This is a genomic window from Bacillus sp. V3B (assembly GCF_024494465.1).
In the GTDB taxonomy this organism is placed as follows: Bacteria; Bacillota; Bacilli; order Bacillales; family Cytobacillaceae; genus Bacillus_BD.
Genome location: NZ_JAETXM010000034.1, coordinates 18,879 through 32,590, shown reverse-complemented (window position 1 = coordinate 32,590; position 13,712 = coordinate 18,879). Strand labels below are relative to the sequence as shown.

General features: G+C 36.5%; 14 protein-coding genes. 1 reads left to right on the top strand and 13 read right to left on the bottom strand.

Annotation, left to right across the window (positions count from 1 at the left end):
* Positions 1 to 35: 35 nt before the first annotated feature.
* The 12 genes from JMM81_RS20830 to JMM81_RS20775 all read right to left on the bottom strand — a co-directional run bounded on the left by JMM81_RS20830 (position 36) and on the right by JMM81_RS20775 (position 10,892).
* A complete protein-coding gene (locus tag JMM81_RS20830) occupies positions 36 to 833 on the bottom strand; it encodes an efflux RND transporter periplasmic adaptor subunit (RefSeq protein WP_256243471.1) in 798 nt (265 codons plus the stop codon).
* A 122-nt stretch (positions 834 to 955) separates the two neighbouring features.
* Positions 956 to 1,453, bottom strand: a complete 498-nt coding sequence (locus tag JMM81_RS20825) for a DUF1129 family protein (RefSeq protein WP_256243470.1) — start codon at positions 1,451 to 1,453, stop codon at positions 956 to 958.
* 23 nt (positions 1,454 to 1,476) lie between these two features.
* Positions 1,477 to 1,758, bottom strand: a complete 282-nt coding sequence (locus tag JMM81_RS20820) for a PadR family transcriptional regulator (protein ID WP_375162425.1) — start codon at positions 1,756 to 1,758, stop codon at positions 1,477 to 1,479.
* A gap of 583 nt (positions 1,759 to 2,341) precedes the next feature.
* Entirely contained in the window at positions 2,342 to 4,681 is a 2,340-nt protein-coding gene (gene helD / locus JMM81_RS20815; RefSeq protein WP_256243468.1) for an RNA polymerase recycling motor HelD, read from the bottom strand.
* Positions 4,682 to 5,107: 426 nt separating this feature from the next.
* A complete protein-coding gene (locus JMM81_RS20810; RefSeq protein WP_256243467.1) occupies positions 5,108 to 5,860 on the bottom strand; it encodes an ABC transporter permease in 753 nt (250 codons plus the stop codon).
* Positions 5,857 to 6,852, bottom strand: a complete 996-nt coding sequence (locus JMM81_RS20805) for an ABC transporter substrate-binding protein (protein WP_256243466.1) — start codon at positions 6,850 to 6,852, stop codon at positions 5,857 to 5,859. The genes JMM81_RS20810 and JMM81_RS20805 overlap by 4 nt, the downstream gene beginning before the upstream one ends.
* A gap of 13 nt (positions 6,853 to 6,865) precedes the next feature.
* Positions 6,866 to 7,615: an ABC transporter ATP-binding protein gene (locus JMM81_RS20800; protein ID WP_256243464.1), complete on the bottom strand. Its 750-nt coding sequence runs from the start codon at positions 7,613 to 7,615 to the stop codon at positions 6,866 to 6,868.
* 19 nt (positions 7,616 to 7,634) lie between these two features.
* Positions 7,635 to 7,979: a DsrE family protein gene (locus JMM81_RS20795; protein ID WP_256243463.1), complete on the bottom strand. Its 345-nt coding sequence runs from the start codon at positions 7,977 to 7,979 to the stop codon at positions 7,635 to 7,637.
* A 382-nt stretch (positions 7,980 to 8,361) separates the two neighbouring features.
* Positions 8,362 to 8,505, bottom strand: coding sequence for a hypothetical protein (locus JMM81_RS20790; protein WP_256243462.1), 144 nt, complete (start codon positions 8,503 to 8,505; stop codon positions 8,362 to 8,364).
* A gap of 363 nt (positions 8,506 to 8,868) precedes the next feature.
* Positions 8,869 to 9,090 (bottom strand): helix-turn-helix domain-containing protein, encoded by a 222-nt coding sequence (locus JMM81_RS20785; RefSeq protein WP_256243461.1) that lies wholly within the window; start codon positions 9,088 to 9,090, stop codon positions 8,869 to 8,871.
* Positions 9,091 to 9,105: 15 nt separating this feature from the next.
* A complete protein-coding gene (locus JMM81_RS20780) occupies positions 9,106 to 9,597 on the bottom strand; it encodes a DUF2975 domain-containing protein (protein ID WP_256243460.1) in 492 nt (163 codons plus the stop codon).
* A gap of 173 nt (positions 9,598 to 9,770) precedes the next feature.
* Positions 9,771 to 10,892 carry a GerAB/ArcD/ProY family transporter gene (locus JMM81_RS20775; RefSeq protein WP_256243459.1) on the bottom strand — a complete coding sequence of 374 codons (1,122 nt, stop codon included), beginning with the start codon at positions 10,890 to 10,892 and terminating at the stop codon, positions 9,771 to 9,773.
* A gap of 403 nt (positions 10,893 to 11,295) precedes the next feature.
* On the opposite strand from JMM81_RS20775, the gene JMM81_RS20770 reads away from it, so the two are divergent.
* Complete coding sequence (locus JMM81_RS20770; RefSeq protein WP_256243458.1) at positions 11,296 to 12,066, top strand: alpha/beta fold hydrolase; 771 nt, start codon at positions 11,296 to 11,298, stop codon at positions 12,064 to 12,066.
* A gap of 728 nt (positions 12,067 to 12,794) precedes the next feature.
* On the opposite strand, the gene bluB is transcribed toward JMM81_RS20770, so the two are convergent.
* Positions 12,795 to 13,436, bottom strand: a complete 642-nt coding sequence (gene bluB, locus JMM81_RS20765) for a 5,6-dimethylbenzimidazole synthase (protein WP_214733154.1) — start codon at positions 13,434 to 13,436, stop codon at positions 12,795 to 12,797.
* Positions 13,437 to 13,712: the final 276 nt, after the last annotated feature.

Genomic DNA, 13,712 nt, shown 5'->3' with positions numbered 1-13,712 from the left:
ATACAAATACAAAAGCACTCCATTCCTCCCGACACCTAAAGGAGTGGGCTTCTTGGAGCTGAATTCTGTGAAATAACACCTGGAAATTCTTTATCAGGAATAGCCTTTGCTTTTACACTAACTTTGTCCCCCTCTTTAATAAAAGGAACATCATATTCTGATAAATTACCGGATACTATGTAAGAGTCTTTTGAGATTATATGGATTAATGGTAAAGTATTATCTGATTCCTGATTCCCTTGACGAACATTTAAAACAATACCATCAATTGGACTTTTAACAACTAAATCATTCAAGCTTTTTTCTAGATATGTCATATTTAATTCAGCTTCTTTATAATCTAAGTTAGCTATTCTTTTTTGGTAACTTAACTCTTTTTGTTCTTCTTTTAACTGATTTAAAACTTCTTTTGTATTTTCTTTCTTAGCCTCTTCAATTTTCTTCTTAATTACTTCTTCTTGATAATTAAGTTGTTCAAGTTGGATAAGTAACCTCGATTTTGCTATCTTAGATTGTTCTAGTTGTTGATTAGTCTCTTCATTATGATAAACTACTAAATCTGCACCAGCTTTTACACTATCGCCCTCTTTAACATATATACCTTTGATTTCTCCCTTAGATACTTCATACGGTATGAACTTTTCTACCGAAGGAGAAACCTTCCCATTCACACTGACTATATCTGTAAGGATTTTCTCTTCAACTACATACGTTTCGTAATTTGATTTAGAAGCATCAACAGATTGTTTTTCATTAGTTAGGATAAAGATATTCACTCCGATAAAACTCATTAAAAAAAGGATTATTAACCCCACTGTTATTTTTATTCTCAATACTTTCCCTCCTAAAAAAACCCATATCTTTAATTTTAAGGAAGAAAAGACTGATAAACTACTATCTATACCTATAAAGAGTCATTCATCGCTAATTAGGGACAAAATATGACACATTGAGGCTACATTAAAATGCTTTTAATATAACTATAAAATATAGAAAGTATTTGAATAACCAAAACTGATACAATAATCATCCCTGTCGATTTTTCAAAAGCTGTCCATTTATTCAACTTCATAAATAAAGTAATGAACAAAATTACAATTATTGGGAATATAATAATATCTATAACTATTTCATTAAGAGTCATTTCGTTGAATAACCCAGCTACTCTTATGATTAATGCTATAAAATATACCATAATTAAAAATTTCCATTGATCTTTCCAAGATTTTTTGGGTAGATATCTAACTAGGTTCTTTGTATATTCTTGAGGATTGTTTCCAAATAGTTCATCGAATCCCTTACCAGCTTTTTGTCCTTCAATTAGATGATCTAATATCTCATATTTAATTTCTTTCACACCTTCCTGATCCAAGTTGCTACTATTAAGATACAAACAAAAATCTTCAAATTTCTCTCTATCATATTTAGTTAATTTTAATTTAGCGTTTTCCAATTCTCTCTCTAGATTAGTAATTTTTATTCATCCTCTCTTAATTTAAGGTTTAAGAAAAAATTAACCGATTCTTCTACTTTAAACCAATTTTCTTTAAATACATTTAGCGCTATAATTCCATCATCAGTTATCTTATAATACTTTCTTCTTGGACCTGAAGGTGAAGGGCCAAAATAACTTGTTATTAATTTTTCTTTTTCTAATCTTAATAATAGGGGGTATATTGTTCCTTCCCTCACGAGCTGAAACCCTCCGCTTTGAAGTTTTTCCAATAACTCATATCCATATATATCCTCTTTAGACATGAGAGATAAAATACTTCCTTCTAAAAGCCCTTTAATCATCTGACTATATAGTGACAGAATCTTTCCCTCCTTTATAAATCAACGTGATTATACATATAACTGTATAATCAAACTGCTACCTCTAATACCCACTTCTTTTAATCATTTATTTAATTATACATCTCTTCATTACTTAATTATAAGTAGTTGTATCCTTACCTTAGATAGCTCCTTAATGGTTTTGGTGCAAATACCAAGACAAATAGAAAAAAGTTGAAGTTTTTGCACCAGAACCATAAAATAAATTATATATGATTATAGACTAAAATTTTATAGTTTCCTATTAGGATATAGAAGTGTACTTTTACGAATGGTTAAACAAAAGTTTATGACCTATAATCATACAAAATTATTTTTACTAGAAACAAAAAAAGGCTGTTTAAAAAGTCCAAAAGGCACTTCTTAAACAGCTTAAATGTTTTATAGACTTGGTTTTTGTCTATAAGCCTATTTTACCACTTAATAAAATCAGCCCTCCTTTCTATGTTAAGTCAAGTACATTGTTCGACATCTTCTTTTTCAATCCCGACACCGCTAGTGGTATTCACTTAGTCTGGATGAAACCCTCCCGCAATACGTTTCGTAAAAATGGGCTCGGTTCACCTACGCTGTAAAGCTGCAAATCATGCATAGCTCTGGTGCAGGCAGTGTAGAAAAGTCTGCGCAGGCTCTCATCACCGTATACATGCTCTGATGCATCATAAAGGATGACGGCATCGAATTCGATCCCCTTGGACAAATACGACGGTACGACAACGATTCCTTGCTCATATTCAATCGAATTGCTCTTTAAGAGTTTCATTTCATCGATGCTGGACAGGGATTCATATGCACGTATACTTTCCTCAGCAGATTTGCATATGATCGCAATACTATTAAGCCCTAGACTTTTCAAATCTGAGACTTTGGCGGCAATGCAGCTGTGCAGTTCTACGTGATCGACTACTTGTTTCAAGACGGGTCGCTCACCATCGCGTTCAAAAGGAATAATCCTTTCTCCATTAGAAACGAGTCTTCGTGTAAATTCGATGATCGGTTTGGTCGATCGGTAACTCCGTGCTATATTGATCAATTCCGTTTCATCCGGTCCGTAAAGGCTCGTAAGTGTGTTGAAATCACCCTTTTCGCTAGCATGGGCGAATATCGCCTGATTAAAGTCGCCGAGCACTGTCATCCTTGCCGCAGGAAACAAACGCCTCAAAAACTCAAATTGAAAGGGGGAATAATCTTGAGCCTCATCAACAACGATGTGTTTGATCGAGCTGTTCGTCTGAAAGCCTTGAATCAGCTCTTTCAAAAGTAAAAACGGAGTAGCATCCTCATAAAATAGTTTATCTTCATCTAACATGTCCAGCGTCGTTTGACAAATAGCACCCCACTCCGCTGGTGTCTCCCCTTCAATTCCATAGTTGATCTTTAGTGGATCAGCAAAAATCTGTTTGTACATCCCCTTAAAGTCGACGAAACGAAACGCTCGGATTCGTTTTCGTAACGGCTTCAACTTTTGGTGAACAATTAATATGGCAAGTGCTTTTGGCTCGATCTCATAGTCGGCAATTGATTCTCTTTTAAAGCCTCGTTTCTCCGCTAAGTATTTATGTGCCTTATGGTAATCATCGTTGCTAAGCAGCTCGATTTCCTCCTGTACCCATGGCTTTGTCCTTTCGACCCTTTGGACCTCCTTTATTATTTTCATTAGCCAATCCTTTAATTTTTCAAGTCTATTATGGAAGCGGAGTGAAGTGTCATGACTGTAAAACCTTTCTGCTATTTGTTGTGCAGTAACGATTGGTTTTCCTCTGAAGGTAATGTCCTTAAATAGCATTCCTGATAATTCTAGTGACTGTCTATAGGATTGGATCGCCTCAAAAAAAAGGGTAGATGCTTTAAAACGGATACTCGCAAGTCTTGACCTGTACGAAGGAGTATTCTCCGCAGTTAAAACATATTCCAATTGCTCGTAGGGATTTTCAACTTGAAACCCTTTACTCAGACGATGATCCAAGTATTCCTGAAAGGTGACCTGTTGCATATTCTCTTCACCAAGTTCTGGCAACACATTGGACACGTAACTGCTAAACATGGAATTAGGCGAAAAAAGAATGATTTGATCAGCATTCAGACGATCTCGATATTTGTAGAGCAAATAAGCAATTCGTTGCAGGGCGGCCGATGTCTTGCCACTGCCTGCTGCACCGTGAACAATGAGCAGCCTCCCGTGGTCATGACGGATGATCCGGTTTTGCTCCTGTTGAATAGTCGCTACGATATTGTGCATCTGTTTGTCGTTACCTTTGCCCAGAACCTGCTGTAAAATCTCGTCTCCAATGGTGAGACTCGTATCGAACATGGATTGAAGAACGCCGCCGCGGATAAGGTATTGCCACTTTTTCTCCAATATACCTTGGATTGTGCCTCCGGGTGTTGCATACTTAGCCGGACCGGGTTGGTAATCGTAGTAGACACTTGAGATAGGAGCCCTCCAGTCGTAGATTAGGAAATCTTCTCCACTCGTATCCCTAAGCGAGGCGATGCCAATGTAGATTTGCTCCTGAGTTGAATTCCCTTCTTCGATAAAATCGATCCGACCAAAATAGGGAACCTCTTGCATTCGGCACAGTGTGGATAAACGCTTGGATGCATGTCTATGGGTGCTTTGGCTTACGGACAGAGCTTGAGCCTCTTGCCTCAAGCCGATAATGGCCTCAAGGTAATCATCAAAGGTATCCGTATTCACCTTGACTTCATCCCAAAAGTGCTTGCGGATATGAACGACTTCGTTCTTACTCCTGGCAGTTTCTTCTTCCAATCTGTTGATTTCATCTGTAATTGTCTCCATTACGCTGTCTACTCGTTTTTGCTCCTGCTGAAGTTCCGAATTCATAGCAAACACTCCTTAAAAAAAGTTTATAAAAGGGTTGACTAACGTATCGATTGCATTGTATAATTAAAATAGGGATAATATATTAAAATTTAATTAAACAATGTACATCTATATAAATTTACCACAAGATCTCATTACATACAATATAAAAAGAGTAGTATTTAACGTTTTCAACGTAAATACTACTCTTTTTATATTTCTATATGGAGTGCCGCCACATAACCATCAAGCTAACGATGTAAATGACTACATACGAAATAACCTCGGACAATGGAGATGGCAAGAAAGCCATCCCTTGTCCGAAGGTGATTCATCCCCTCCCTACTCACTATCGTTCCTTGAGGAAGGGGTATTCTCGCCTATTTACAATAAATCTTTCGTGGAACATTTCCGCGGAATAACATTCCTACTTATTTGGATGCTGCCCTAGTTTTCATTTCGTGAGGCCCAACCGGCAAATCGTTGTTGGAGGGGCTTTAATAGGAGATAATCCATCATTAAAGCTAGAAAACCGATAATGATGATTCCGAGTATGACGGAAGCCGTATTCCCGATCTGTCCATTAAACGAGATAAAATAGCCGATCCCTGAATTTCCGCCAATCATTTCGGCTGCTACAAGTGAACGCCAAGCAATCGCAAACCCAACGCTCACCCCGCTGATCGCAGCAGGAATAATTTCTGGCAAATAGACGTATACGCCTAACCTCCAGCCTTTTGCACCAAGAGATTTGGCCGCTCGAATATGGGACTCAGAAATCATATTCATCCCTTGGATCACGTTAATTAAAATCGGGAAAAACGAAGCGATCAAGATGACCGCAATCATCGGGGCATCCCCTAAACCAAGAAAAATAATTAACAAAGGTGCCCATGCCATCGCAGGTGTCGCTTGAAAAAATGTTACAATTGGCATTAAAAATTCACGCAAGGGGCGAAATGCGCCTCCTAAAATACCTATCATAAATGCCAGCAAAGCCGCGATCACAAATCCAATCACTAAACGTTTTAGGCTAAGCAGAACATGGGACTGAATCTCCCCATTATTCCATTGCAGGATCGCTTCATTCCATACGTCAATCGGACCAGGAAAAATATAAGAAGGATACTGTGATGCGACAAGAAACCAAATACCAAGTACAAATGGAACAGACAACCAGCCTATTGTTTGCTTCTTCACTCTTCTATAACTCCCTCAACGAACGAGAGATCGAACAAGCTCTTAACATCCACTTCTTGTTTGACGTAACCAAGATCATTTGCCGTATCCGCAAGCTGCTGATAATACGTAAAGTTATCATTAGTAAACTTCCAATTAAAGTCCATCTTTTCTCTTGCTTTTGCCATTACTTGATCTGCTGGTAGATCCCCCACTGCCCCTATATTAAAGACATCCACTAAAACTTGGTTCGCCTCTTCTTGATTTTCATTTAAATATTGAATCGTAGACTGATGAATATTCATAAAGGTCCGAACAGCTTCAGACTTATTTTGCAATGCTTCCTCACTCGCCATAACAACAAGCGCTGGATCATTTTCTTCTGCAATTTGCTTTTTACCATGCAATAAGGCATACGTTAAGAAAGGCTCATTTAGAATTCCAGCCTGTACTTGATTTGAGTCAAGAGCTGCTTCAATATTTGCTTGTTGGAACTCTTGGATCGACAAATCCTTATCTGAAAGCCTTGCCTTCGGTAGTATTTCTCCTCTTGTAATCAGATCAACACCGCTTCCACTTTTCACACCAGCAATTACTTTTCCCTTTAATTCATCTACTGATGTAATACTTGATTCCTCTCCAACAACAACCCCAATTTTCCCATCACTTACTTTCGCAATGACTTTAACCGGGAGCCCGCGTGATGCCCAGTTAACGAGTGCAGGAACACCTGCATACGCAACATCTAGTTCACCAGCAGCTAGAGCTTGAAATAGCTCTGGTCCAGAGTTAAATCCATACATTTGTACGTCTAGTTTTTCAGCGAAGTACCCTTGTTTATCTGCCACAATACCTGGTGCATTGGCTAGGATGGAAACATAGCCTATATTTAGTTGGGGCTTCCCTGAAGATTCTGTTGTTGCGTTTTCTTGTTGATCTTTTTCTTCTTCCGCACCGCAAGCGGTAAGCAAAAGTAAAACAAAAATGGATAGTATGCTCATTAACTTTTTCATATTTATTTCTCCTCTAAGACTCTCTTTCGTTTCGTAAAAATTCATATAGCTTCTTTTCATAATCATTATACGCTGATGATGTACGGTCTCTCGGTTTATCTAACTCGATCTTCACGATCTCTTTGATTGTTCCTTTTTTAGAAAGAAGAATCACGTAATCAGAAAGATAGACCGCTTCATCAATACTATGTGTCACATTGACCGTTGTCATGTTTAATTTATGGTGCAGTGATAAAAGCTCCTCTTGTAAGACATCACGTGTTTGAGCATCTAATGCACTAAAGGGCTCATCCAACAGAAGGATATTCGGTTCTGTTGCCAAGGTTCTAGCAAGCGCAACCCGTTGTCTCATCCCACCAGATAAAGAAGAGATGGGAAAATCCGTATACTGTGTCAACCCAACTAATTCAATCATTTCTTTCACTTTTTGTTGTCTTGCCTTTTTAGGGATATTTTGCATTTTCAAGCCAAACTCAACATTTTCTGAAACAGATAACCATGGAAATAAGGCTAAGTCTTGAAAAACAAACCCTCTGTCTTTCGAAGGATTCTTGACCTTGTTTCCTCCAATTTCAATAGAACCTGCATAATTAGGGTTAAACCCTGCAATTAAATTAAGTAAGGTAGACTTACCGCAGCCACTAGGTCCTAATAGGGAAACAAATGAATTTTTTTCTATGACAAAATTGATATCATGGAGAATCGAAGAGCTATTATTATCATATTGAAAGTTAACGTTCTCAAGTTCAACTAGTACTGACATCGGTAATCTCCCTTCCTTATTAAAGTGCTAAATAGGCCCAACCCTCAGCCTGCCTAGTGACTAAGTGTGCAACACCAGAACCCGCTGAACCAACACTGCATTGCAAGTCTTCTACTTTCATGTTGTTTTTCGTTAATGTATTGTTACAGATAACAAAGCGAATACCCATTTCTAAAATCGTTTCACGTCGCTTCTGAATGGTTTCATCTTCACTTAATACAAGACCTAATCCGTCCCCAAACAAGACGACTTCACAATCAACTAACTCTTCACCAAGTTTATTTTTTAAATTAATGACATTATTTATTATTTTTTTATAATACTCATCACCATTTTTATTTACTTGTATGACGACTCTCAACATGATAAACCGCTCCTTTATTTTTCATTAAGCCGAGAAGGATACTTGGATTATAATCAAAAATAGTATTTATGAAAAGTACTTTGTCTAAAAAAAAATATTTTCTTCTGGAATGGGTACCAACTTTATCCAAAACAAAGGTTAACCAACAATATATACCAACATTCTACCCTTTTCATCATCTATTGTACCAAAAATTTATCGAATACGGTTTAGCTATAAATGAGGGTCTGCGGTTTGAACAACCCTCACCCCGTGTGAAACAAGACTTTTCAAGAAATCACAGGGATGTGGAATATCCAAAAAATACAACTTGTTAATCATGAAAAGTGATGGTATATTGATATAGCGATGAGCTAATTTGCATAAGCCAATGGACATGCCTTTAGGCTAAACGTACGAATGTGGTCGTCCGGTCCATTGCCGCAAACGCATGAAAGACGCCTGTCTCTGACAGGCGTCTTTCTTTCCTTGTTAAAATCGTTCCTGTATCAGTTAAAAGGATATAAATCGTTTTTTCTCTGATCATGATTCTCACCTTAAATTTTTATCAAATTCGCCCCGCCGAATTTGCGCCCGGATTTTTATCACGCTTCAGAAAGCCACATCCTGTGGCTTTCGCCTGACTAGGACGTCCTGTCCGTCGTCGAGTTCGCTCGATAAATGACCTTTAAAAAATCGAAAGGCTCGCCGGAGGCTTAACTTCATTCAGCCGGGATTTGAACCCCCACTGAATCAGAGAGCTTTTTGCATTCATCCCCTACTTACAGAAGTGGAGGACTTCTGTACCTGTCGCAAGCTTTCGGTACAAAAAGCATTTGCTGAATGAAGTTAAATACAATTTATTGAAGTGTAAAGCAGGTAGTATCTAAAACACCTGCTTAGTTAATGATTATCCTTGAGTGTCTTCGTCACTTTTGTATTCTAAAAGATCTCCAGGCTGGCATTCTAAAGCTTTGCAAATCGCCTCTAAAGTGGATAATCGAATCGCTTTTGCCTTTCCATTTTTCAAGATAGAAAGGTTTGCCATCGTGATTCCAACCCTCTCCGAAAGTTCCGTCACACTCATTTTTCGTTTAGCAAGCATCACATCAATATTGATTATAATCGCCATATTATTCACCTCAGCTCAGACTATTAAATCATTTTCCTCTTTTATATCTATGGCTTCTTTTAAAAGCCTTTGGAGAACAGCAGCAAAGACGGCAATCACCATGGAAGCAAAAATAGGGATCATTCCGATTATTATGAGACCTGGGGCGTCGTCTACCTCCGCCATGATATAGACGAATGGTAGGGCTACCACATACAAGCCACTGATTGTGATGGCACAGTTTTTGATTTTCTTTAGAGCTCTTACAGATAATTCCGAGAAAGCTTGGTTCTTGTCAATATAGCTTAAAAGGTTAAAAGATTGATACAAAGCGAAGTAAAATGGGATCGCCGAAACATACATAACCATTAAAATGCCATATACCACATAAGCCAAATCTGAACCTCTTTCTGCTGCTTCATTTGCTTCATCCGCTATCTGAGGCAACAAAAATAGACATAAAACAAGAACAGGGATTCCCATAAGAATAACAGCTAACTTTAAAAAGAGTGTTGATCCTCGTTTCATAAAAAGCACCTCACATATTTATTATCGATTTGATTTTAACAGGATTTTTATCGTTTTTCAATATATTATTATCAAATTTCATTATTTTTTTATTGATATTTTAGACAAAGATAAAAAGCATTCCTCATTACAATGAAATGCTATAATTTTAAACTATTCAATTTATAACTTGTTCAACGAACTGGCAGTTTAGTTGCATTGGAATCAGAACGTTTTTTTCTAATTGTTCCAATCACTAATAATAACAACGGAAGAATAAAACAAATGGTTAAGGAATAAGGTGTCCACGCTTTCGCAATAAAGTCATGAAAATGGACAATATCTTGATATGAAAAGATCGCAAAAGTGATAATTAAAAATGCTAATGGAAAAAGTAAGATTTTATAACTTTTCAATCCAAGTACTTGAGCTAACCCAAGAGAGAGTCCATAATTTATAATAGTCAACTTAAAATACGCTGTAAAAAACCAAATGAATGCAACAAGGACTTCAATCCGTTCAATAAAACCTCCAATGCTAATTTTTTTTCCTAAAGTATATGAAGGATAGGCTTGTCTTGTGGTAATGTCAGAACCCAATACTAAAATACAGAAAGCGACCGTAATGAATAGGACAATGCCTCCAATTACCATTCCTCTATAAAAAGCTTTTTTCATTGCTGCTTTTTCGGTAACATACGGTGTAACCATTAATAGTGTCGCAAGCTCTAAATAGGGGAGTCCTAAAATGTGATATGAGCCCTTAATAATTGGTTTCATGCCTTCACCAAAAATAGGCTGTATATTTTCTAATTTGATTTCGGGGATGAGAAATAAGAATAGCATTAATAACATCATAACTATCCAAGGGAAAAAAATTAACACTGTACGACAGATGACTTCTAATCCTAACCGAACACCGATTAAGCTAGTGAGCAAAAACAAGATCATAATCATTTGGATAGGTGTATCAACCAATATTTGTGTCGTAAAAAAATCCCCTATTTCTCTAAGCATACCTGAAGAAAGAATAAAAAAATAAAAAAGATAGAGCAGTGCTGAAATTTTGCCAATCCATTTTCCTAATATTTTTTTATTATATTCGATATAAGTCATAGATGGATAAAGGGTGGCTAATTGATTATATATGAATATAAAAAATAAACTTATAAGAAGTGTTAAAGGATCAACAACCCAGGAATCCTGCTTTACTATCCCTGCAAGTGTAGTAGCTGCAATAAGTACCGTTCCTCCTATCGTAAATGTGATCACTAATATTTGAAACTCACCTGCATTAATTTTTCCTTTTTCGAGCATGATTGCCTCCAACATTATTCGTTAATATTTAGTATTCCAATAATTCCCTATATTTATTAACTAAACTACAAGTAGATATAGATGAATGAGCAGTACAAAAAGGATCTTCTAATCGAAAATCCTTTTATAATCCCCTTTTTTAGCTGGTATTAAAGATTATTGTTCCCCCATTCGTATATTGCACCATTCCTAAGGTCCCAATATTCCCAAACAACGGGTGTCTAGGACTAATTTTTAGTACAAAATTTAGAGCTCCTTTGTATATTTGAAATCTGACAATAGAACAATATAAAAAATACTCCTAATAAAATTGGGTCCCATAAAAAAAAGTAACCTTTTTTTAATGTATTGCCTATATAGTTGGATCAAAAACAATTCCAGATAAAATGAGGTGTTTAAACAGATGTCAACTCTCAATGTGGACGGGATTAGTCTGTATTATACAGTTAAAGGAAAGGGAATTCCTCTTGTTTTTATTCATCCTCCTGTACTCACTTCCGTTAATTTCGAGTACCAAGTAGAAGAATTATCCTCCCATTTTCAAGTGATTACTTTTGATATTAGAGGTCACGGAAAGAGTCAGTATTCAAACAAACCAATAACCTTTCCACTAATTGTTGAAGATATCAAACTTCTGTTGGATCACCTTGAAGTTGAAAAAGCATTCATCTGCGGCTATTCTACTGGAGGCTCTATCGTATTGGAATTTTTGCGGACTTCTCCCGAGCACGCATTAGGAGGGATCGTAATTGGAGGATATTCTGATGTAAACGATATGTATTTAAGGCAAAAAATTTCTTTAGGAATAAAACTTGCGAAGGTTGGTGCTATCCCTTTACTGGCATGGTCTATGTCAAAGACCAATTCAAATACACAAAAGCTGTTTAAAAAGTTGTTTACGGAAGCACGAAAAGGAGACGCCAGAAATATCGAACAGTATTTCCGATATAGTCTGCACTATAATTGTACAGATCAACTAGGTAATATTAATCATCCAATTATGCTAGTCTATGGTGAGAAGGATAAACCATTTCATCGTTATGCCAAGCAATTGCATGAGAAATTACCATTGAATGAATTAAAGTTTATTGAAAAGGTAAACCATCGGATTCCTACTAAAGCTGCAAATAGGTTAAATGAAATCATTACACAATTTATTAGTCGATATTCATAAATTTCACAGGCGATGATATCACAATCAGCCACCTACTACTATATGGCGTACCTCCAACATTTCGTGAAAAACATACGTTAAGACCATCTTTGATGTAATAAAACTTGATTTTGGTTTATTAACTGAACATACATTTAGAGATGAGTTACTGAACACTTTCAGACGAGCTAACTTCTTAAAAATCCTTTACTGACAAGATATTGAGTAACTCACGAGTTTTGGAACATAGATGGCAGATGTACAATCTAAAAATGTATGTTGTGAAAGGAAATAATAAAGTCATTTAAATTATCAAATTCGCCCCTCCGAATTTGCGCCCGGATTTTTATCACGCTTCAGAAAGCCACATCCTGTGGCTTTCGCCTGACTAGGACGTCCTGTCCGTCGTCGAGCTCGCTCGATAAATGACCTCTAAAAAATCGAAAGGCTCGCCGGAGGCTTAACTTCATTCAGCCGGGGTTTGAACCCCCACTGAATCAGAGAGCTTTTTGCATTCATCCCCCACTTACAGAAGTGGAGGACTTCTGTACCTGTCGCAAGCTTTCGGTACAAAAAGCATTTGCTGAATGAAGTTAAATATATATAACGACAAATAGAGTTTGAAAATTAGAGCCTGTATCTTCAATTACCAAGTAATTGAAGATACAGGCTCTTGTAGCTTTGAAGTAAAGTTTGATCATTTTCTACCTGTGGTCCTCAACAATAGCGTCTGTTACTTTAATAAACCTTTAGTTTCTTCCCCATTTATTTTCAAAAATAAGATGTTCTAAAGAACGCCTTTTTTCCCAATTAGCTAATTCTAAAATGGGTTTTTCTGGGTAGTCATCAGTGTAACCAATAGATATAAGAGCGATAGGGTCAATATGTGGTGGTATCTCTAAAATATCTCGAATATCATTCTTTTTATAAAAACTTACCCACCCCATCGCTAATCCTTCAGCACAAGATGCTAACCACATATTTTGAATAGCACAGGCTGTGGATAAAATATCTGTTTCAGGAATTGAATTTCGTCCTAATACATGGGAACCTCCTCTTGTAGGGTCACATGTTACACAAATAGTTATAGGAGCTTCTTTTAAGCCCTCAATTTTTAAATCAAGGAATTTCATTTCTTTTTCCCCATCATAATGGATAGCTAATGCTTGTCTTTCTTTTTCTGCTGCCCAAGCTAATTTTTCTTTAACTTTGTCAGAGGAAATTAAAATAAAGTTCCAAGGTTGCATAAATCCTACTGAAGGTGCATGATGAGCTGCGTTTAATATTTTATGTATCGTGTTTTCTGGGATAGGAGTTGACAAAAAACTTCGAATATCTCTCCTGTTATAAATAACTTTATAAATAGAATCTCTTTCTTCATTAGAAAACATAAGATTTCTCTCCTTTTGTTTTATTAAAAACGTCCATTTTAAATATAAATCATTTTTCGCTATTCTGCTTCGTTACACCTAATTAAAAACTTCACAATCTCTTCTAAACTTTAACATAGATATCCAATTTTATTTAAAGGAGTTGCACCACAATCTGGTCCGATTAATGAAGAAACCCAGCTAATCTTCTTATGTGAAGGTAGCTGGGTTTTAAAGTCGGATGTGCAAAATAACACTTAAAATAAGTACAAAATATCTTCTAAAATGACACAGACT

Coding starts and splice junctions, on each gene's coding strand:
- JMM81_RS20820 (WP_375162425.1), bottom strand. CDS start 1,758: ATGTCTAAAGAGGATATATATGGATATGAGTTATTGGAAAAACTTCAA.
- helD (WP_256243468.1), bottom strand. CDS start 4,681: ATGAATTCGGAACTTCAGCAGGAGCAAAAACGAGTAGACAGCGTAATG.
- JMM81_RS20805 (WP_256243466.1), bottom strand. CDS start 6,852: ATGAAAAAGTTAATGAGCATACTATCCATTTTTGTTTTACTTTTGCTT.
- JMM81_RS20800 (WP_256243464.1), bottom strand. CDS start 7,615: ATGTCAGTACTAGTTGAACTTGAGAACGTTAACTTTCAATATGATAAT.
- JMM81_RS20795 (WP_256243463.1), bottom strand. CDS start 7,979: ATGTTGAGAGTCGTCATACAAGTAAATAAAAATGGTGATGAGTATTAT.
- JMM81_RS20790 (WP_256243462.1), bottom strand. CDS start 8,505: ATGATCAGAGAAAAAACGATTTATATCCTTTTAACTGATACAGGAACG.
- JMM81_RS20785 (WP_256243461.1), bottom strand. CDS start 9,090: ATGGCGATTATAATCAATATTGATGTGATGCTTGCTAAACGAAAAATG.
- JMM81_RS20780 (WP_256243460.1), bottom strand. CDS start 9,597: ATGAAACGAGGATCAACACTCTTTTTAAAGTTAGCTGTTATTCTTATG.
- JMM81_RS20775 (WP_256243459.1), bottom strand. CDS start 10,892: ATGCTCGAAAAAGGAAAAATTAATGCAGGTGAGTTTCAAATATTAGTG.
- JMM81_RS20770 (WP_256243458.1), top strand. CDS start 11,296: ATGTCAACTCTCAATGTGGACGGGATTAGTCTGTATTATACAGTTAAA.
- bluB (WP_214733154.1), bottom strand. CDS start 13,436: ATGTTTTCTAATGAAGAAAGAGATTCTATTTATAAAGTTATTTATAAC.